The organism is Streptomyces sp. NPDC107550 (genome assembly GCF_055639095.1).
Map to the genome: position 1 here is coordinate 100,591 of NZ_JBVKBC010000020.1, position 17,739 is coordinate 118,329.

Consider the following 17,739-nt stretch of genomic DNA (forward strand, 5'->3'; position numbering starts at 1 on the left):
AGGGAGTGAGGTACCCCTGATGGAAAGGCGACGGCGGAGTCCGGCCCGGGTAAAAGCGGTATTATCGGGCACCTTTTGTGTCGCGCTGGTGCTCAACTTGATAGATGCTCTGTGGCAACCGGACGGACAGGCGTGGCTCATGCTGCGGATCGCGGTCTCGATCTTGTTTGGCCTCGCGCTCGTTGGCTATGTCGCCCTGTGGGTACGGCGTCACGATAGTGGTGCTGGCTGAACCTTTGCGGCGGTTTCTGGGGCCCGGCGGCGGCATGGTGCTCAAGATCCATGCTGCCACCGGGTTTCTCGGCATTCTCTATGCCGCCGGCGTCATCTGGCGTCCTCCAGTGCGAAGAGGCCGCAGCGAAGCATCTGTGATGCCGGGGGCGGCCTTGAGGTGGCTGTCGTCCCGTGGAGCTTCCGCTCGTCTCAGGCCCGTGGGGCGGGCGGCGTCCCGGAGGTGGCCCGTTTCGGGGGCGCGGGCTGTCTGGCCGCACCGGGCGTGGGGGAGGGGCGTGGCGTAGGTCTCTTATGCAACTTGTTGCAATAGAGGTGCGGCGTCGTCTACAAAGTGGACGACGTTCGCCGCGCACGGAGGGCCCCCATGAGCCGATACCCGCACCTGCTCGCCCCGCTCGACCTGGGCTTCACGACCCTGCCCAACCGCGTCCTGATGGGCTCGATGCACGTCGGCCTTGAGGAGGCGCCCGACGGTTTCGCCCGCATGGCCGAGTTCTACGCCACCCGCGCCCGGGGCGGTGTGGGCCTCATGGTCACCGGCGGCATCGCGCCCAACGCCGAGGGCTGCTCCTTCGACGGCGGCGCCAAGATGACCACCGAGGCGGAGGCCGCCGAGCACCGCCAGGTCACCGACGCCGTGCACGCCGCCGGCGGCCGGATCGCCATGCAGATCCTGCACTTCGGGCGCTACGCCCACCACCAGGGCCTCGTCGCGCCGAGCGCCGTCAAGGCGCCGATCAGCGCCCACACCCCGCGCGCCCTGAGCGACGACGAGGTCGAGCGGACCATCGAGGACTACGCGCGCGCCGCTGAACTCGCCAAGTCCGCCGGGTACGACGGCGTCGAGGTCATGGGCTCCGAGGGCTACCTCATCAACGAGTTCATCGTCGCCGCCACCAATCACCGCACCGACCGCTGGGGCGGCTCGTACGAGAACCGCATCCGCTTCGCCGTCGAGATCGTGCGGCGCGTGCGCGAGCGCGTCGGCCCCGACTTCATCCTCATCTACCGGCTGTCCATGCTCGACCTCGTACCCGGCGGCTCCACCCTCGACGAGGTCGTCCACCTGGCCAAGGAGATCGAGGCGGCCGGCGCCACGATCATCAACACCGGCATCGGCTGGCACGAGGCCCGCATCCCGACCATCGCCACCTCCGTGCCGCGCGGCGCCTACACCTTCGTCACCAAGAAGCTCATGGGCGAGGTCGGCATCCCGCTCGTCACCACCAACCGCATCAACACCCCGGAACTCGCCGAGGAGTTGCTCGCCGACGGTGTCGCCGACATGGTCTCCATGGCCCGGCCGATGCTCGCCGACCCGGAGTTCGTCAACAAGGCCGCCGCCGGGCGCTCCGACACCATCAACACCTGCATCGGCTGCAACCAGGCGTGCCTCGACCACATCTTCAGCCTCCAGATCACCTCCTGCCTGGTCAACCCGCGCGCCTGCCACGAGACCGAGCTGGTGCTCTCCCCGACCCGCACGAAGAAGCGCGTCGCCGTCGTCGGTGCCGGGCCCGCCGGGCTCGCCTGCGCGGTCAGCGCCGCCGAACGCGGCCACGACGTCACCCTGTTCGACGCCGCCGCCGAGATCGGCGGGCAGCTCAACGTCGCCCGCAAGGTCCCCGGCAAGGAGGAGTTCGACGAGACGCTGCGCTACTTCCGTACGCAGCTCGAACTGCTCCGCGTCACCGTCGAGTTGAACACCCGGGTCACCGCAGGCGACCTCGACGGCTTCGACGAGGTCGTCGTCGCCACCGGCGTCACCCCGCGCACCCCCGCCATCGACGGCGTCGACCACCCGAGCGTCGTCGGCTACCTCGACGTACTGCGCGACGCCGCGCCCGTCGGGGACCGCGTGGCGATCATCGGCGCCGGCGGCATCGGCTTCGACGTCGCCGAGTACCTGACCGACGGCGGCGAGAAGGCGAGCCAGGACCCGGCCACGTACTTCCGGCTCTGGGGCGTCGACATGGACTACACCGAACGCGGCGGCCTCGCCCGCCCCGAGCGCCCCGCGCCCCCGCGCGAGGTCCACCTCGTCCAGCGCAAGACCACCAAGGTCGGCGCCGGCCTCGGCAAGACCACCGGCTGGATCCACCGCACCGAACTGCGCCACCGGGGCGTCACCATGACCGCGGGCGCCACCTACGACCGCATCGACGACGCGGGCCTGCACCTGACCGTCGACGGCAAGAGCACCCTCCTGCCCGTCGACACCGTCGTCCTGTGCGCCGGGCAGGAGCCGCAGCGCTCGCTCTACGACGACCTGGTCGCCGCCGGCCGCACCCCGCACCTGATCGGCGGCGCCGACGTGGCCGCCGAACTGGACGCCAAGCGGGCCATCAAGCAGGGCACCGAGGTCGCCGCCGGCCTCTGACCCCCCGGACAGGGCGCTCACGCGGCCGGGCCCGCCGGCCACGTGAGCGCCCGCCTCCCGGGTCCGGCTCGCCGAGATCCCGATCCGAGGACCCCGGCCCGACCCGAAGGAAAGGTCCTAGGCTGACCGCATGTCACTGCCGCACGCGATCCTCACGGCGCTCCTGGAGAAGCCGTCGTCGGGGCTCGAACTGACCCGCAGGTTCGACCGGTCCATCGGCTACTTCTGGTCCTCTACGCACCAGCAGATCTACCGCGAGCTGGGCCGCCTGGAACGCGACGGCCTCATCCGGGCGCTGCCCGCGCAGACCCCGGCGCGCGGCCAGAAGAAGGAGTATGAGGTCCTGCCCGAGGGCCGCGCCGAACTGGCCCGCTGGACGGCCGCGCCGCAGGACCCCAAGCCGCTGCGCGACCCGCTGCTGCTGCGGCTGCGGGCGGCGGCGGTCGTCGGCGCCGGCGGTGTACCCGGCGAACTGCGCCGCCATCTCGACCTGCACCGGCGGCAGTTGGAGACGTACCACGCCATCGAGGAGCGCGACTTCCCGCCGGAGAAGGACAGCGAGGCCGACCGGCTCCAGCACGCCATCCTGCGCGCCGGTATCGACCTGGAGACGTTCTGGGTGACCTGGCTGGAGCGCACCCTCGCGGACCTGGAGCGCTGAGCACCGCGGCCGCCCCGGCGCGTTCGGTCCCGTACGAGGGATGCCGCCGCCGGTCGGCCCGGCGGCGGCATCCCTCATGAGGAGCCCGGCGCGTCAGTGGCGCCGGCCCTCCGCGCCCCGGCGCCGCAGGTAGAACGCGCCGCCCGCCAGCGCGACGGCGACCAGCGCGCCGCCGCCCGCCATCGTGAGCGGCCCGTAGTCCCGCGCCGAACCGCCGAGCCCGCCGCGCACCCCGCCCACCGGCCGGGACGTCGCGGAGATCGTCGGGCTCGCGGAGACCGTGACCGGCTTCGGCCCGAGGACGCTGCCGTCGGTGCAGACGATCACCATTTGGTACGTGCCGGTCGCCACGCCGGACCAGGTGGCGACGCCCGCGGCGAGTGTCGCGTGTCTGCCCGCCGCGAAGACCGCCTGCCCTTCGCTCAGGAGAGCTGCCTCGCCCCGGCCCTGCGGGCAGGCCCCGGTCCGGGCGACGACGGAGGAGTCGGCGACCGTGACGGTGATGTCGTCCCTGGCGGCCGCGGACGCGTCCGGCGCGGCGAGCGCCAGGGGGAGGGCCGCCGCGGCGGTGACCGTGAGCCCCGCTCGCGCGCCTATGGAGGTGGTACGCATGATGTTGCCTGCCTTCCGGCGCACGGGAGGCGGTACGTCCCGTGCCCCGCCCGAATCGGCAAAGCCCGTGCTGCCTGAGGCTCACCCAACGTGCGGTCGGGCGGGCGCGCACGCGCAGTCGGCCGGGCAGGTGACGCGTTCCATCGTCCGGCCCACGCCCCGGGGCCCTCGTCCGGCCCACGCCCCGGGCGTGCGGCTCAGCCGGTCGTCACCGTGCGCTCCGGCGAGAACGCGCCCCACGTCCCGTCCGGCAACTGCGCCCGGATCTTCACGCGGTGCCGTACGCCCTTCTCCGCGCCGACGTAGAAGCTGTACGTGGCCCGCCCCTTCGGCGCGCTGTCGCCCCACATCACGGTCGTCGCCTGCTTCCCGTCGAGGAACACCTGATAGGCCGGTACGTCACCGCCGGTGCGCGGCGGGGTCCAGGCGAGGGCGATGGAGTACGCGCCGTCCGCCCGCCGCGTCGATGCCCGGAACTCGGCCGGCGCGGTGTCCGGGCCCTCCGCCTTGCCGTGCGCGGTGGTCAGCCGTACGGGGGTGCTCGGCCGCGAGACGTTGTCGGCGGCGTCCCTGGCCCGCACCGTGAACGTGTACGCCGTGTCCGGCCGCAGGCTCGTCAGCAGCGCCTTCGTCCGCCCGCCCGGCACGCTGTGGATCTTCGTCGTGCCCTGGTAGACGTCGTACGAGACCACGCCCCTGGTGTCCTTCGCCGCGCGCCACGACAGCGACACCGCGTGGGCGCCCTGGACCGTGCCGCGCAGGCCCTCCGGGCGGGTCGGCGGTTCGCGGTCCTCGGCGACGGCGGCGGGCGTCGTCACCGTGACGCGGCGGCTCGCGGGGCCTGTGGCGCCGTCCGTTCCGCGCGCCCGCACGCTGAACACGTACCGCGTCCTCGGGCGCAGGCCGGTGACGTCCACCATGTGCCGTTCGGCGGGGAGGCGCAGGACGCGGGTCGCGCCGCGATAGACCTCGTAGCCGGTCACGGGGGCGGTGCTCACGGGACGGTTCCACATGACGTGGACGGTGGTGGCGCTGCCCGCCTGCGCGGTGACGCCGACCGGCTCGGACAGCGGGCGGTCGCCGCCGGCGGCCGCGCCCGGGGTGCCGGTGTCCAGGAGGCCGCAGGCGGTGAGGGTGGCGAGCAGGGTGAGGGTGCAGGCCGTGTGGGGGAGTGTGCGGTGGGGGAGGGGGCGCACGGGTTGCCTTCCGCCGGAACCGGATTGGTACAGACCTGTATCCCACGCCCGGGCCACCCCCATCAACCCCCTGAACGAGAGCGCGGGTTGGGCACGCAGGAGCCCCGGTGACTGTCAGCCCCGTCAGGGGCGCGGGGAACTGCGCGAGCGGCCACGACGCACCCGGCACTCTGGGGCTCTGCCCCAGGCCCCGCTCCTCAATCGCCGGAGGGGCTGGGTGTTGGCGCTGAGGCAAGTCCCCCAGGACCCCGGGGCCGGAGGCTGGGAGCGGGCGCTGAGGCCAGCTCCCTCAGGGGCGCGGGGAACTGCGCGAGAAGTCCCACCGGGGCTGCACCCGAGGCGCAACCTTCACGCACCCGGCACTGGGCCGCCGAGGTCACCGCTTGCGGTAGTCGTACGCGTCCGACGCCGCCGCGACAACCCCCTCCAACCCCGCCCCGCCCCGCGCAGCGGTCACCGCCGCCACCGCCCCCTCGACAAAGGGCGCATCCACCAACCGCGTACCGTCAGGGAGTTCATCTCCCTCGGCGAGCAACGCCTTCACCGTGAGGACCGAGCTGCCGAGGTCCACGAGGACGGCGACCCCGGCTCCCTGGTCGACCCGCGCCGCCGCCGCGACGATCCGCTCCGCGCTGGTGCCGAGCCCCCCGTCCTCCGTGCCGCCCGCCGCCGCGACGGCCGCCGAGCCGCCGCCCCCGGCGAGCCCGACCGCGAGCCGCGCCACCGACTCCGCGACCTCCTCGCTGTGCGACACCAGCACGATGCCGACCGCCTTGCCCGGGTCACTCATCAGTCCCGCCCCTCAGCGGTCTCGGCCAGCGCGGCGAACAGCAGCGCCGCCGACGTCGCCCCCGGGTCCTGATGCCCGATGCTGCGCTCACCGAGATAACTGGCCCGCCCCTTGCGCGCCTGCAACGGCGTCGTCGCCGCCGCGCCGTGCGCCGCCGCCTCCCGCGCCGCCGCGAAGTCCCCGTCCTCCAGGGCTCCTACTGCCGGGACGAGCGCGTCGAGCATCGTCTTGTCGCCCGGCGCCGCCCCGCCCAGCGCCGCCACCGCGTCCACGCCCGTGCGCAACGCCCCTGCCAGCGCGGCCGGTTCGACCTCGGTAGCGTCTCCGAGCGCCTTGCCGGTGCGCCGCAGCAGCGTCCCGTACAGCGGGCCGGACGCGCCGCCCACCGTCGAGATCAACTGGCGCCCCGCCAGGGTGAGTACGACACCCGGCGTGTCCGGGGCCTCCTTGTCGAGGACGTTCTTCACGGCCGTGAACCCGCGTTGCAGATTGCTGCCGTGGTCGGCGTCGCCGATGGGGGAGTCGAGGTCGGTGAGGTGAGCGGCCTCACGGTCCACCGCCTCGGCGGTCGTCGCCATCCAGCGCCGGAAGAAGTCGGCGTCGAGCACGTGAACTCCTTGCTTCGTAGGTAGGTAAGTACGTAGGTACGTAAGTGCGTGGCTCACATGCCCCAGCGCAGGCCCGCCGTGCTGACCGGCGCGTCCCACAGCCGCAGGATCTCCTCGTCGGCCTGGCACAGGGTGACCGAGGCGCCGGCCATGTCGAGGGACGTGACGTAGTTGCCGACGAGCGTGCGGGCGACCGGCACCCCCCGCTCCGTAAGGACGCGCTGGACCTCGGCGTTGAACCCGTACAGCTCCAACAGGGGTGTCGCGCCCATGCCGTTGACGAGGACGAGGACGGGCGCCGTGGGGTTCAGGTCCTCCAGGACGGCGTTCACGGCGAAGTCCGCGATCTCGCCCGAGGTCATCATCGCCCGCCGCTCCCGGCCCGGCTCACCGTGGATGCCGACGCCCAACTCCAGTTCCCCGGGCGGCAGATCGAAGGTGGGGGAGCCCTTCGCCGGCGTACTGCACGCGCTGAGCGCCACGCCGAAACTGCGCGAACTCGCGTTCACCTGACGGGCGATGGCCTCCACCCGCTCCAGCGGCAGGCCCTCCTCCGCCGCCGCGCCCGCGATCTTCTCCACGAACAGCGTGGCACCGGTCCCGCGCCGCCCGGCGGTGTACAGGCTGTCGGTGACGGCGACATCGTCGTCGACGAGGACCTTGGCCACCTGGATGCCCTCGTCCTCGGCGAGTTCGGCGGCCATGTCGAAGTTGAGCACGTCACCGGTGTAGTTCTTCACGATGAACAGGACGCCCGCCCCGCTGTCCACGGCCGCGGCGGCCCGCACCATCTGGTCGGGCACCGGGGAGGTGAACACCTCGCCCGGGCAGGCCGCGGCGAGCATCCCGGGCCCGACGAACCCGCCGTGCAGCGGCTCGTGCCCCGAACCGCCGCCGGACACCAGGGCCACCTTCCCCGCGACCGGCGCGTCCCGGCGCAGGATGACGCGGTTCTCGACGTCCACGGTCAACTCGGGATGCGCGGCGGCCATCCCCCGCAGAGCATCGGCGACGACGGTCTCGGCGACATTGATCAGCATTTTCACGCGTACCTCCGGGTGAGGCTGGCAGAGGGGCGCCCGCCCTGAGTCCGTGCAGTTCAGGGCCGGTGCCTCGGGCGGACGGCTGCTGGAGTGCTCTCGGCAGTATCGACCTTGCCAGGGCCGCCGTCACGTGCCACGCCTCCGCTGCCCGCACGCGCGTCGCGGGAACAGGGGGAACAGGGGGACAGCGGAAACAGTGGCGCTGGACGCAGGGCCTCGCCGTCACCGCCGAACGGGTGGCATGATCCATCCGGTCCGGCAGGCGCCGGACGTCCAAGGGGGGTTCCATGAGGCTGTTCGTCGCGGTCCCGGGCACGGTGCTGGCCCTGCTCATCGCCGTCTGCGGCGTGGCCGCGATCAGGCGGGGGTGGGTCATGCCGTTCAACCGCGGACGCGTCCTGCGGCCACGCCTCTACGGGTGGGGCCAGTTGGTCATCGCCGCCGCGCTGTGCTGGCAGATGGCCCTCCTGGTCCTCCCCCTGCCCGAGAGCACGGACGGCCTCTCCGAGCAGGTCCGCAGCGGCGTGGCGGTCGGCGGGAGCGCGCTGATGCTGGTCGGCATCATCGTCATCATGCTGAGCCAGCGGGCCGGGAGGAGGAGCTGACACCCGCCGCCGGAGCCGGGGCGCACCGGTCGACCGGCCCGGGGCGGCGGGCAGGCGCCATGAGAGGATGGCGCGCGTTATTGGGCGACGGCGGGAAGAGGAAGCCGGTGTGAATCCGGCGCGGTCCCGCCACTGTGATCGGCGAGCCGGTTCCGACAGGCCACTGTCCCTTAGGGGGCGGGAAGGCCGGGACCCGCGGTGACCCGAGAGCCAGGAGACTCACGCCGCCGCCCCCTCGACGGATTCCGGGGCGGATCTCCCCGGTGAGGGGAAGGCGCCGTATGGCGAAGAAGAAGCGGACCGTCCGCGCGGGCACGGGCACGGACGAGGCGCGCGCCGACCGGCCCAGCGGGGTCGTCGTCTGCCGGGACTGCTGCTGCGGCAGCGTCAAGGTCCCCGGCGACCACCGGGCGCAGACGGCCCGCCTGCGCGAGAGCGTCCCGGTGCGGATCTCCGAGTGCCTCGACGTGTGCGACCAGGCGAACGTCATCGTCGTCCAGCCCTCCGCCGCCGGTCGCGCCGCGGGCGGCCGCCCCGTCTGGCTCGGCCTCGTCAACGACGCCGACGCCACCGAGGACATCACCGCCTGGGTACGCGCCGGAGGCCCCGGCATCGCGCCGATGCCCGGCACCCTCGACCTGTACGTGTTCCAGCCGCCCCGCCGCGTCCGCCAGGCGACGGCGTCATGAACACCGGCGCCGCGCCCGCCGAGAAAGCCGCGCCCGCCGAGGAAGCCGCGCCCGCCGAGGAAGTCGAAAGGGCCCTCCGCGAAGTCGCCGCGCTCGGCGGGTTCTTCGCCCTGCCCGTCGAAGCACGGCGCCCCGCGACACCGCCCACCGTCGGCGATCCGGCGCCCGTCCCCGGCGATCCGACGCCCGCCCCCGCAGACCCCGGCGACCAGCCCACCCCCGCCGAGCCACTGGCCGCCGGTTTCCCCGCGCGGGCGCACGCCGTCAACCTCCGGTACTCCACGCCGCAGGCCCGTATCGGCGTGTCGATCGCCCACCTCGGACTCGCCGCCCGCCTGTGGTCGCCGCTCCTCGCCTGCGCCCTCCTGCACGGCGTCCTGCCCGACCTCCGCGCTGTCCGCTGGGCCGGGCCCGACAGCACCTCCCTGAGCCTGCCGCGCGCCGAGGGACTGCGCGCCGACGCCGTGCCCGACCTCGCCGCCGCCCTGTACGCGCAGGTCACCGGCCCCCTCGACGCGGTGGAGAGCGCCCTCGACGTGAAGGTCGCCCCGCGTCTGCTCGACGGCAACCTCGCCTCCGCGCTCTTCGGCACCCTGGGCGTCCTGCTGCGCGCCCACCCCGGCCTGCGCCCCGAGCTGACCGGCCTCGCCGACCGGCTCCTGACCACCGGACGGCTCGCCGGAACCGGGCACACGTACGGCCCCGGCCTCGCCTTCCGGCGCCGGAGCTGCTGCCTGTACTACCGCGCCCCCGGCGGCGGCCTCTGCGGCGACTGCTGCTTCGCGGGGCGCTGACCCAGGGGCATTCTGCTTCGAACGCCCCGCGCCCGGCACGGATGCCCCGCGTCTGACGGGGTAGGGACCCGGCGCGCCCCCACGGGACCGTTCGTCGCAGCGGCCGAGGGCGCGCACCCCCGGCCGCGACGGCCCGGGGAGACGCACGGGACGCCGCGGCCGACCGCCGCGCGCAAGGGGAGGCGGGCATGACGACACCACAGGGAGCGGGCGCCACGGTCCAGGCGGTCGTGGTCTACGACGGGCGGGTCCTGCTCGCCACGCACGACGCGCACGGCTGGGCCCTGCCCTCGGGCACCGCCGAGCCGGGCGAGAGCGCCCAGGCGGCCGCCGCCCGCGTCGTCTACGAGCTGAGCGGCTACCTCGCCGACGGCACCCAGGCGCTCGACCCGGCCGGTGACGGCACCCAGGCCGTCATATGCCAGCTTCTGAGTGAATCCCCTTCCGAGGGAGCCTCCCTGACGCCTGATCAGCTCCGCTGGGCCGCGCCCGACGAGGCAGGCGGCGCCGAACTGTCCGAAACCGTACGCGACTACTTGCGCGGCCACACTCCCGTGTGAGGACCGCCCGACCTTGGGCACCCGAAGGACAGGCCGATCGGCCCGCACATGTGGAGCCCGTCGGCCATGGACAAGGGGGCGCACCGACCCTGGGAACGGGGCCGCCGCGCGCGCCACCATGGAAGCCGGGCCGGAGAAACCGGCCCGAGCGCCCGACCCGACGAGAGGAGCGACCCCATGGGCATCTCCTGGACGACGGGCAACGGCAGCACCGTCACCGCCGCCACCGCACGCACCCGCACCGCCCACCTGCTGGAGAACGCCGGACACGACCTCGGTGACCAGGGGGTGTACGACGCCCTGCTCGTGGTCTCCGAACTGGTCACCAACGCCGAACGCCACGCGGGCGGTTGCACCTACCTCGGACTCGCGCTGAGCCAGGACGGCCGCCACCTCGACATCACGGTCGGCGACGACCGGGGCGACCGCGCGCCCGCCGAACGCCCGCGCGGCGAGGACACCGCCGAGGGCGGCTACGGCTGGCCCGTGGTGCACCGCCTGTGCCGCACGGTCTCCGTCGTGCCCCACGACACCGGCGGCAAGAGCGTCCACGCGACCGTCCCCGTCGAACAGCACGAGGACACCCTCGCCGCGACCTGACCGCTACCGTGACGGCCCATGACCGTCCTCATCATCGGCGGCACCGGCTTCCTCGGTGCCGAACTGGTCCGCCAGGCGTCCGCCGCCGGTCACCCCACCGCCGCCACCTACGCCACCCGCCCCGGCAGCGACCCGCACGCCGACTGGCACGCCCTGGACTGGCCGCCGCTCTCCTGGAGTCGGCGTTCGGCGACGCGTACGGCGTGCTCCACCTCGCCGGGCCCGACGCCGTGAGCCGGTACGAGCTGGGCGTGCTCGTCGCCCGGCGCGACGGACTCGACCCCGCCCGGCTGCCGCGCGCACGCAAGGCGGACACCGGGCGCCCCGGCGCGCTCGACGTGCGGCTCGACAGCCGGGCGACCCTGGCCGGGCTGCGGACCCGACTGCGCGGCGCCCGCACGTTCCTGGCACCCCGGCCCCCGCTCCCGGGGCCCAGCGAGGGATGAGTACGGCGACTCAGGCGGGGCGGGGGAGGCGGCGGAGAGGATGAGGGTCCCGGTTCCCGCCGTCCGTACGGACCCCGCCCCTTCCCGGAGAAGCCCGTGCTCAGCAGCCTCGCCGCCCGCCTCGTCCCCGCCTTCGGACGGCTCACCGTCACCAGCGACGAGGAGGCCGTCCTCGCGCCCGGCAGCCTGCTCGTCGCCAACCACACCGCACTCGCCGACCCGGCCGTCGTCCTCGCCGCTCTGCACCGGATCGGCGCCCGCCCCGTCGTCATGGCCGCCGCCGGACTCTGGCGCGTCCCGGGCCTCGGACGGGCGCTGCGCCGGGACGGGTTCGTGCCCGTGCAGCGGGGCGACCGGCGCGCCGCCCACGCCCTCGACCTCGCCGCCGCTGCGCTCACCGAGGGCCGGCTGCTCCTCATGTACGCGGAAGGCGGCATACCCCGGCGGACGGGTTCGGGGGAGGCGGCACCCGGCCCGTTCCGCGGCGGCGTCGCCCGCCTCGTGGAACGCACCGGCGCCCCCGTCGTCCCCGTGGGGCAGGCCGGCGCCCGCCGCATCGGCTCCGGCGGCCCGGCACGGCAGCTCGCCGGGATCGCCACCGCCCCGCTGCGCCGCCCCGCGCTCCACGTCCACGTCGGCGCCCCGCTCTCCCCGGCCGGCGACCGACGGACCGTCACCCGGCAGGCGCACCTCGCCGTGACCGACGCCTGGCGCGTCGCCGCCGCCCACCTCGGCGCACCCACCGCACTCGCCGCCTGACGCCAACCAGACGCTGACGTAAGGGAGTTACGCCCCCTGGAGGGAACTCGGCGAGTCTGGCCTGTTTGCGGTCGCGCGTTCCGGCTATCCGGGTGCTATGGCCACTTCACGAGACAACAACGAGACGCATACGCAGGGCCGCGCGGGTCAGAACGCGGCGGACGCGACCGAGAAGGCCGCGAGCCAGACCCGTAAGGCCGGCGAGAAGGCAGAGCAGAAGACCACGAGGAAGACGGCGCAGGCCACCAAGAAGGCCACCGGCGCCGCCACCAAGGCGACCGAGGCGGCCACGGGCGCGGCGGGGAAGGCGACCGAGAAGGCCGGTCAGCAGGCCCAGGCCGCCGGTTCCAAGGCCGGCCGGGTCGTCGGCACCGCCGCGAGCAAGGCCGCCGACACGATAGGTGCGGGCGCGGCGGTGGCGGGGCAGGTGGCGTCCGCGGCGACGACCGCCTGGACCGTGCTGAAGAACCGCAAGGCGATCGCGGCCGGCGCCACCGTCGGCGTCACCGCGCTGACCGCCGCGTCCTACGCCGCGGGCCGCCGCGCCGAACGCGGCACGCAGGGCCCGCTGACCCGCCTCACCGGCGGCCGCGTCTGACCCGCGCCCGCCCGGCGGCGGTCACGGCCGGTGCCGTACCTCGGTGAGAAGCCCGTAGAGCACGACGTTGCCCTGATAGCCGGTGCGCGCGCTGTACGTGCCGCCGCAGGTGATGACGCGCAGCTCCGGCAGGCCGGTCGCGCCGTACACCCGCCGGTCGGGGAAGCGGCTCTTGTCGACGACGTCGATGCCGTGGATCTCGAAGACGGCCGTGCTGCCGTCGCGCCGGTCCACCTCGACGTGCTGCCCCTTCCGCAGGGCGCCGAGGCCGTAGAAGACGGCGGGCCCGTCGGCGTTGTCGACATGGCCGTCGATGACGGCCGTGCCCCGCTCCCCGGGCGTGACCGCGCCCGTGAAGTATCCGGCGAGGTTCCGTTCCCGGGGCGGCGGCGCGGCCAGCCAGCCGTCCGCGGCCCGGGAGACCGGCGTCAGCGGCGCGTCCACGTGGATCTCCGGGATGCGGACCCGCGTCGGGTTCGACGCGGGCAGCGGATCGGCCGGCGGGGTGGTGGTGCCGAGCCGCGCCGCACCCGGATCGGGCCGCGGCGGCCCCTCCGCACCGGCCACCCCGTGCCGCACGAGCAGCACCCCCGCGAGCAGCAGCACGGCGACGAGGGTCCAGGAGGGGCGCAGACCGCGCGCCGGGGCTGAGGACACGTTCCGGGCCTCCGGTCTCAGCGGACGACGCGCGACGGACGACGGTGCGAGCACATGGCGGGTCCTTCAGGTGCGGGGACGGGTCTACGACGGGGACGGGTCTACGAGGGTGCCGGCGGGCCGTGCCGTACGGGGGGTGACGGCGGCCCGTACGCTCAGAGCCCCGCGCGCCGCCTGCGCAGCCGTCGCCGTACGAGCAACGGCACGGCGGCCAGCGCCAGCAGACCGGCCGCCGCCCCCAGATGACGGGTGAGGCCCGGCGCGGAGTCCTCCGGAGCGGCGGGCGCCGACGCGGTCACCGCCGCCGCGTGCCGGGTGTCGGGACGCGGCGGACCGGCCGCGCGCACCGCGGCGGCCGGTGCGCGGGGCGGCGTGCGCTCCGCGCGGGCCTGGACGGGCGCCGCCCGGAACCCCCAGTCGAGCAGTGCGCGGCTCTCCTCGTACACCGGGTTGGCGGTGGTCGCCTCCTGCGGGTTCATCACGGTCACGAGGATCGTCCGGCCGCCGCGCGTCGCGGCGGAGACCAGGGTGTTGCCCGCCTTCGAGGTGTAACCGTTCTTCACTCCGATCAGCCCCCGGTACGGGGCGACGCCGTGCGAGCCGACCAGCAGCCGGTTCGTGTTCTGGATGCCGAAGGCGCGCCTGCCGCCCGCCGCCGGGAACCGTGCCGACTTCGTGCCCATGTACCGCCGGAAGTCAGGGTTCATGAGCCCCTGACGGGCGATCAGCGCGAGATCGTGCGCGGACGAGTACTGGCCGGGCGTGTCGAAACCGTCGGGGGAGCGGACCTGCGTGTCGCGGGCGCCGACGCGCCGTGCCGTCGCCCGCATCTGGTCGAGGGTGCGGGCCAGACCGCCGTTCATCCGGGCGAGGGTGTGCACGGCGTCGTTGCCCGAGGCGAGGAAGACGCCGCGCCACAGGTCGGCGACCGTGTACCGCTGGCCCTCGTCCACGCCGACGAGGCTGGAGCCGGGCGCGACCTGGGCGAGGTCGGCGGAGGTCACGCGGTGCACGGAGTCCGGCCGCAGCCTGGGCAGCACGGCCAGCGCGAACAGGGTCTTCAGGGTGCTCGCCGGGGGCAGCCTGCGGTGTGGGGAGCGGGCGGCCAGGACCTGGCCCGTGCCGGCGTCCATGACCTCCCAGGCGAGCGCCGACACGGAGGGCTTCGCGGGCGGCCGCGCCGGGGCGGGCGCCGGGGCGGGGACCGCGCCGGCGGGACCGGCGGCGGCGCCCACCGAGAACGCCGCGCACAGTCCCGCCGCCAGGAACGCCCGGCCCGCCCGCCGGACACGCGGCGCCCCGCGCTCCGGGCGGACCGGCGCGGACGAGGGGACCGAGGAGGGACGGAAACGGATGAAGGGTGCCATGCCGGAAACGTAGGTGCATGATCGTCGGCCCGCGATCCGCTTACGCCAGACGGCCGTTGCCGCCCGCCGTCACCCGGCGCGACCGGGTGAACACGGCTGCCGGGGCCGGTGACGGGTGGCATCACCCGGACGTACGTACGCTGGAATGACACGACGGTGGAGGTGTTCCGCCATGACGGCTCAGACACGACTGCTCAACCGGCTGCCGCGCCCCTTCCGCGACCGCCTGATGCCCCTCGCCACCGAGGTCTCCTTCCCCCAGGACTCACGCGTCTTCGAGGAAGGCGATCACGCCGACCGCTTCTGGATCATCCGCACCGGCACGGTCACGCTCGACGTCCGCGTCTCCGACCGCTCCCGGCTGCCCCTCGACCCGCTCGGACCGGGCGATCTGCTCGGCTGGTCCTGGCTGTTCCCCCCTTATGCATGGGATTTCGGCGCCGAGGCGTTCACCCCGGTGCGGGCGTACGAGTTCGACGGCACCGCCGTACGCAACCTCTGCGACATGGACCCGGCCTTCGGCGTGGCGCTGCTGCACGGTGTCGCCGAGGTGATGGCACACCGCCTCGAATCGGCCCGCGTCGCGCTCGTCGAGGCGCATCGCGTGCACGGCCACTCCCACATCCCCTTCTGATCCTCTCGCCTCCGGACCCTCTGGCGACTTCCCTCACGGCACGCCGGCTCCTCGCCCCTCCCGGCCGAGCGCCGTCACTCTCTCGCCGCGTCCGCGTCACCCGACCCGACGCCCCGACAGGCGCGTCGCGCCGCCGCGCGGTTGGCTCATGCGGTACGTACCCACGGTTCCGGCCGCGCCCAGGCGGCCCCCGCGAGAGGACCCGCATGCGCCGCACCGCCACCTGGCCCGCCGCCGCCCTCGCCGCGTCGGCGCTCACCCTGGGGGCACCGCTGTGCGCCACGACGGCGTGGGCGGCGCGGGCGGAGGGGGACGGCCCGGCGACGGCCGTGCCCGGCCCCGCCGCGGGATCCTCGGCGGCCGGGTCTCCGATCGCCGGGGCTTCCGGCGCCGGGCTTAACGCTGTCGGTGCTTCCGCCGCTCCGGACGGCCTCGGCCGGGACGTGGGCGATGACGCGGCTGTCGGCCTGGAGGACGGCGGAGACAAAAGCGGGATCGACGCCGGGAGCGGTGACGGGACCGAGACCGGGACCGGCGATGGTGCCGGGGTCGACGCCGAGTTGCCGCCGGGGCCGGGGGAGAGCAGCGACGAGGTGGTGCCGCCCGCCTCGGACCTCCCGGACGTGTCCGAGCAGCAGGGCCGTTCCGACGCGCCGGCGGCCGGGCCGGACGGGCTCACGCTGACGCCCTCGACCGCAAGCGCCGGCGCCACCGTGACCGCCTCCACCGCCGCCTGCGGCAAGGACGGCCGCGCCACGGGCGACGCGAACAGCATCGGCGCGGGCGATTTCCCGCTGACGTCCGGCGGGCGTACGGGCGAGGTCACCGGGGAGTTCGTGGTGCCGGCCGGGGCCCGGCCCGGCGCCCACTCGATCTCCGTGACCTGCGCGGACGGCAGGGTCGTCCTGCACACGCTCACCGTCTCGGCGCACGGCGCCACCGAACCGGGCGGGGTACGCGCGGGTGACGGCGGCTCGCTGGGACAGACGGGGCCGGTGCAACTCGCCCTCGGCGGCGCCCTGATCGCGGGCGCGGTCGGCGCGGCGGGCTTCTACGCCGTACGGCGACGGGCCCCGCGGCCGTGATGCCGCAGAGCCCGTCGCCGTACAGACAGTGAACCGGTTCAGCCCTTGCGGGTCTTGATCTCTTCGGTGAGGGCGGGCACGACGTCGAAGAGGTCGCCGACGACGCCGTAGTCGACGAGGTCGAAGATCGGCGCCTCGGCGTCCTTGTTGATCGCGACGATCGTCTTCGAGGTCTGCATACCGGCCCGGTGCTGGATCGCACCCGAGATACCGGAGGCGATGTACAGCTGCGGGGAGACGCTCTTACCGGTCTGGCCGACCTGGTTGGAGTGCGGGTACCAGCCCGCGTCCACTGCGGCACGCGAGGCACCCACGGCCGCGCCGAGGGAGTCGGCGAGCGCCTCGATCACCGCGAAGTTCTCCGCGCCATTGACCCCGCGCCCGCCCGAGACGACGATCGCGGCCTCGGTCAGCTCCGGACGGCCGGTCGACTCGCGCGGGGTACGGCTGGTGACCTTCGTGCCCGTCGCCGCGTCGGAGAACGTCACCGTCAGGGCCTCGACGGCGCCGGCGGCCGGGGCGGCCTCGACCGCGGCCGAGTTGGGCTTGACGGTGATGACGGGGGTGCCGGTCGTCACCGTAGAGCGGGTCGTGAAAGAGGCGGCGAACACGGACTGCGTGGCGATGGGGCCCTCGGCACCCGCCTCCAGGTCCACGGCGTCGGTGATGAGACCCGACGAGATCCGCAGCGCGAGGCGGGCGGCGATCTCCTTGCCCTCCGCCGAGGAGGGAACCAGCACCGCCGCCGGGGACACGGCGGCGACCGCGGCCTGCAACGCGTCGACCTTGGGCACCACCAGATAATCGGCGTACTCGGCCGCCTCATGCGTGAGCACCTTCACCGCACCGTGCTCGGCCAGAACCGCCTGTGTGTCGGCGGCGCCGTTGCCGAGTGCGACGGCGACCGGGTCACCGATCCGGCGGGCCAGCGTCAGCAGCTCCAGAGTGGGCTTGCGGACGGCACCGTCCACGTGGTCGACGTAGACCAGAACTTCAGCCATGGGACTTCAATCTCCTGCAATCACAAAGGAAGGTGGGCGTTGAGAACGGGATGACCGAAGCTCAGATGAACTTCTGGCCCGCGAGGAACTCGGCGAGCTGCTTGGCGCCCTCACCCTCGTCCTTGACGATCGTGCCCGCGCTGCGCGCAGGACGCTCCGCCACCGCCTCGACCTTCGTCCAGGCACCCTCCAGACCGACCTCCTCCGCCTCGATGTCGAGGTCCGAGAGATCCCACGACTGGACCGGCTTCTTCTTCGCCGCCATGATCCCCTTGAACGAGGGGTAACGCGCCTCACCCGACTGGTCCGTCACCGACACCACCGTCGGCAACGACGCCTGAAGCTGCTCCGAGGCCGCATCCCCGTCCCGACGGCCCTTGACGACACCATCGGCGACCGCGACCTCCGACAGCAGCGTCA

Annotated in this window: 21 protein-coding genes, 1 pseudogene and 1 riboswitch; of the genes and pseudogenes, 13 read left to right on the forward strand and 9 right to left on the reverse strand. The window is 74.2% G+C overall.

Annotation, left to right across the window (positions count from 1 at the left end):
• The first annotated feature begins 598 nt into the window (after window positions 1-598).
• Entirely contained in the window at window positions 599-2,614 is a 2,016-nt protein-coding gene (locus ACZ7LY_RS24180; protein WP_471626769.1) for an FAD-dependent oxidoreductase, read from the forward strand.
• A 130-nt stretch (window positions 2,615-2,744) separates the two neighbouring features.
• A complete protein-coding gene (locus ACZ7LY_RS24185; RefSeq protein ID WP_471626770.1) occupies window positions 2,745-3,275 on the forward strand; it encodes a PadR family transcriptional regulator in 531 nt (176 codons plus the stop codon).
• 93 nt (window positions 3,276-3,368) lie between these two features.
• Here the strand turns inward: ACZ7LY_RS24185 and ACZ7LY_RS24190 are convergent, their stop codons facing one another.
• The 5 genes from ACZ7LY_RS24190 to dhaK form a co-directional block, all read right to left on the reverse strand.
• Window positions 3,369-3,887 carry a hypothetical protein gene (locus tag ACZ7LY_RS24190; RefSeq protein WP_471626771.1) on the reverse strand — a complete coding sequence of 173 codons (519 nt, stop codon included), beginning with the start codon at window positions 3,885-3,887 and terminating at the stop codon, window positions 3,369-3,371.
• A 197-nt stretch (window positions 3,888-4,084) separates the two neighbouring features.
• A complete protein-coding gene (locus tag ACZ7LY_RS24195; protein WP_471626772.1) occupies window positions 4,085-5,083 on the reverse strand; it encodes a fibronectin type III domain-containing protein in 999 nt (332 codons plus the stop codon).
• A 376-nt stretch (window positions 5,084-5,459) separates the two neighbouring features.
• Window positions 5,460-5,873 carry a PTS-dependent dihydroxyacetone kinase phosphotransferase subunit DhaM gene (locus ACZ7LY_RS24200; protein WP_471626773.1) on the reverse strand — a complete coding sequence of 138 codons (414 nt, stop codon included), beginning with the start codon at window positions 5,871-5,873 and terminating at the stop codon, window positions 5,460-5,462.
• A complete protein-coding gene (gene dhaL / locus ACZ7LY_RS24205; RefSeq protein ID WP_471626774.1) occupies window positions 5,873-6,481 on the reverse strand; it encodes a dihydroxyacetone kinase subunit DhaL in 609 nt (202 codons plus the stop codon). Before dhaL ends, ACZ7LY_RS24200 begins: the two co-directional genes overlap by 1 nt.
• 53 nt (window positions 6,482-6,534) lie before the next feature.
• Window positions 6,535-7,527 carry a dihydroxyacetone kinase subunit DhaK gene (gene dhaK / locus ACZ7LY_RS24210; RefSeq protein WP_471626775.1) on the reverse strand — a complete coding sequence of 331 codons (993 nt, stop codon included), beginning with the start codon at window positions 7,525-7,527 and terminating at the stop codon, window positions 6,535-6,537.
• Window positions 7,528-7,811: 284 nt separating this feature from the next.
• Between dhaK and ACZ7LY_RS24215 the strand changes: the two genes are divergently transcribed.
• The 9 genes and pseudogenes from ACZ7LY_RS24215 (at window position 7,812) to ACZ7LY_RS24255 (ending at window position 12,575) form a co-directional block, all read left to right on the forward strand.
• Window positions 7,812-8,129 (forward strand): hypothetical protein, encoded by a 318-nt coding sequence (locus ACZ7LY_RS24215; RefSeq protein ID WP_471626776.1) that lies wholly within the window; start codon window positions 7,812-7,814, stop codon window positions 8,127-8,129.
• A gap of 97 nt (window positions 8,130-8,226) precedes the next feature.
• Window positions 8,227-8,350, forward strand: a riboswitch (cobalamin riboswitch).
• Window positions 8,351-8,410: 60 nt separating this feature from the next.
• On the forward strand, window positions 8,411-8,818 hold the full coding sequence (locus ACZ7LY_RS24220; protein ID WP_471626777.1) for a (2Fe-2S) ferredoxin domain-containing protein: 408 nt from the start codon (window positions 8,411-8,413) through the stop codon (window positions 8,816-8,818).
• Complete coding sequence (locus tag ACZ7LY_RS24225) at window positions 8,815-9,612, forward strand: (2Fe-2S)-binding protein (RefSeq protein WP_471626778.1); 798 nt, start codon at window positions 8,815-8,817, stop codon at window positions 9,610-9,612. Before ACZ7LY_RS24220 ends, ACZ7LY_RS24225 begins: the two co-directional genes overlap by 4 nt.
• A 188-nt stretch (window positions 9,613-9,800) precedes the next feature.
• The gene (locus ACZ7LY_RS24230) at window positions 9,801-10,172 is read left to right on the forward strand and encodes an NUDIX domain-containing protein (RefSeq protein ID WP_471626779.1); all 372 of its coding nucleotides are present in this window, start codon (window positions 9,801-9,803) and stop codon (window positions 10,170-10,172) included.
• A gap of 177 nt (window positions 10,173-10,349) precedes the next feature.
• Window positions 10,350-10,772 (forward strand): ATP-binding protein, encoded by a 423-nt coding sequence (locus ACZ7LY_RS24235; RefSeq protein ID WP_471626780.1) that lies wholly within the window; start codon window positions 10,350-10,352, stop codon window positions 10,770-10,772.
• Window positions 10,773-10,790: 18 nt separating this feature from the next.
• A complete protein-coding gene (locus tag ACZ7LY_RS24240; protein ID WP_471626793.1) occupies window positions 10,791-11,006 on the forward strand; it encodes a hypothetical protein in 216 nt (71 codons plus the stop codon).
• Window positions 10,931-11,218: pseudogene (locus ACZ7LY_RS24245) on the forward strand (dTDP-4-dehydrorhamnose reductase); the annotation flags it as partial. The gene ACZ7LY_RS24240 and the pseudogene ACZ7LY_RS24245, both read left to right, overlap by 76 nt.
• 96 nt (window positions 11,219-11,314) lie before the next feature.
• The gene (locus tag ACZ7LY_RS24250; protein ID WP_471626781.1) at window positions 11,315-11,977 is read left to right on the forward strand and encodes a lysophospholipid acyltransferase family protein; all 663 of its coding nucleotides are present in this window, start codon (window positions 11,315-11,317) and stop codon (window positions 11,975-11,977) included.
• 97 nt (window positions 11,978-12,074) lie between these two features.
• Window positions 12,075-12,575 carry a hypothetical protein gene (locus ACZ7LY_RS24255; RefSeq protein ID WP_471626782.1) on the forward strand — a complete coding sequence of 167 codons (501 nt, stop codon included), beginning with the start codon at window positions 12,075-12,077 and terminating at the stop codon, window positions 12,573-12,575.
• A 21-nt stretch (window positions 12,576-12,596) separates the two neighbouring features.
• On the opposite strand, the gene ACZ7LY_RS24260 is transcribed toward ACZ7LY_RS24255, so the two are convergent.
• On the reverse strand, window positions 12,597-13,232 hold the full coding sequence (locus ACZ7LY_RS24260) for a class F sortase (protein WP_471626783.1): 636 nt from the start codon (window positions 13,230-13,232) through the stop codon (window positions 12,597-12,599).
• Between the two features lie 155 nt (window positions 13,233-13,387).
• On the reverse strand, window positions 13,388-14,599 hold the full coding sequence (locus ACZ7LY_RS24265) for a D-alanyl-D-alanine carboxypeptidase family protein (protein ID WP_471626784.1): 1,212 nt from the start codon (window positions 14,597-14,599) through the stop codon (window positions 13,388-13,390).
• 172 nt (window positions 14,600-14,771) lie between these two features.
• On the opposite strand from ACZ7LY_RS24265, the gene ACZ7LY_RS24270 reads away from it, so the two are divergent.
• Together ACZ7LY_RS24270 and ACZ7LY_RS24275 are read left to right on the forward strand one after the other, a co-directional pair.
• Window positions 14,772-15,233 carry a cyclic nucleotide-binding domain-containing protein gene (locus ACZ7LY_RS24270; protein ID WP_471626785.1) on the forward strand — a complete coding sequence of 154 codons (462 nt, stop codon included), beginning with the start codon at window positions 14,772-14,774 and terminating at the stop codon, window positions 15,231-15,233.
• 206 nt (window positions 15,234-15,439) lie between these two features.
• Window positions 15,440-16,318 carry a hypothetical protein gene (locus ACZ7LY_RS24275; protein ID WP_471626786.1) on the forward strand — a complete coding sequence of 293 codons (879 nt, stop codon included), beginning with the start codon at window positions 15,440-15,442 and terminating at the stop codon, window positions 16,316-16,318.
• A 38-nt stretch (window positions 16,319-16,356) separates the two neighbouring features.
• Here the strand turns inward: ACZ7LY_RS24275 and ACZ7LY_RS24280 are convergent, their stop codons facing one another.
• Complete coding sequence (locus tag ACZ7LY_RS24280; RefSeq protein WP_471626787.1) at window positions 16,357-17,319, reverse strand: electron transfer flavoprotein subunit alpha/FixB family protein; 963 nt, start codon at window positions 17,317-17,319, stop codon at window positions 16,357-16,359.
• A gap of 61 nt (window positions 17,320-17,380) precedes the next feature.
• A partial coding sequence (locus tag ACZ7LY_RS24285; protein ID WP_471626788.1) for an electron transfer flavoprotein subunit beta/FixA family protein occupies window positions 17,381-17,739 on the reverse strand: 359 nt, incomplete at its 5' end.

Coding starts and splice junctions, on each gene's coding strand:
- ACZ7LY_RS24190 (WP_471626771.1), bottom strand. CDS start 3,887: ATGCGTACCACCTCCATAGGCGCGCGAGCGGGGCTCACGGTCACCGCC.
- ACZ7LY_RS24220 (WP_471626777.1), top strand. CDS start 8,411: ATGGCGAAGAAGAAGCGGACCGTCCGCGCGGGCACGGGCACGGACGAG.
- ACZ7LY_RS24270 (WP_471626785.1), top strand. CDS start 14,772: ATGACGGCTCAGACACGACTGCTCAACCGGCTGCCGCGCCCCTTCCGC.
- ACZ7LY_RS24200 (WP_471626773.1), bottom strand. CDS start 5,873: ATGAGTGACCCGGGCAAGGCGGTCGGCATCGTGCTGGTGTCGCACAGC.
- ACZ7LY_RS24255 (WP_471626782.1), top strand. CDS start 12,075: ATGGCCACTTCACGAGACAACAACGAGACGCATACGCAGGGCCGCGCG.
- ACZ7LY_RS24215 (WP_471626776.1), top strand. CDS start 7,812: ATGAGGCTGTTCGTCGCGGTCCCGGGCACGGTGCTGGCCCTGCTCATC.
- ACZ7LY_RS24240 (WP_471626793.1), top strand. CDS start 10,791: ATGACCGTCCTCATCATCGGCGGCACCGGCTTCCTCGGTGCCGAACTG.
- ACZ7LY_RS24280 (WP_471626787.1), bottom strand. CDS start 17,319: ATGGCTGAAGTTCTGGTCTACGTCGACCACGTGGACGGTGCCGTCCGC.
- ACZ7LY_RS24265 (WP_471626784.1), bottom strand. CDS start 14,599: ATGGCACCCTTCATCCGTTTCCGTCCCTCCTCGGTCCCCTCGTCCGCG.
- ACZ7LY_RS24230 (WP_471626779.1), top strand. CDS start 9,801: ATGACGACACCACAGGGAGCGGGCGCCACGGTCCAGGCGGTCGTGGTC.
- ACZ7LY_RS24235 (WP_471626780.1), top strand. CDS start 10,350: ATGGGCATCTCCTGGACGACGGGCAACGGCAGCACCGTCACCGCCGCC.
- ACZ7LY_RS24225 (WP_471626778.1), top strand. CDS start 8,815: ATGAACACCGGCGCCGCGCCCGCCGAGAAAGCCGCGCCCGCCGAGGAA.
- ACZ7LY_RS24275 (WP_471626786.1), top strand. CDS start 15,440: ATGCGCCGCACCGCCACCTGGCCCGCCGCCGCCCTCGCCGCGTCGGCG.
- ACZ7LY_RS24185 (WP_471626770.1), top strand. CDS start 2,745: ATGTCACTGCCGCACGCGATCCTCACGGCGCTCCTGGAGAAGCCGTCG.
- ACZ7LY_RS24180 (WP_471626769.1), top strand. CDS start 599: ATGAGCCGATACCCGCACCTGCTCGCCCCGCTCGACCTGGGCTTCACG.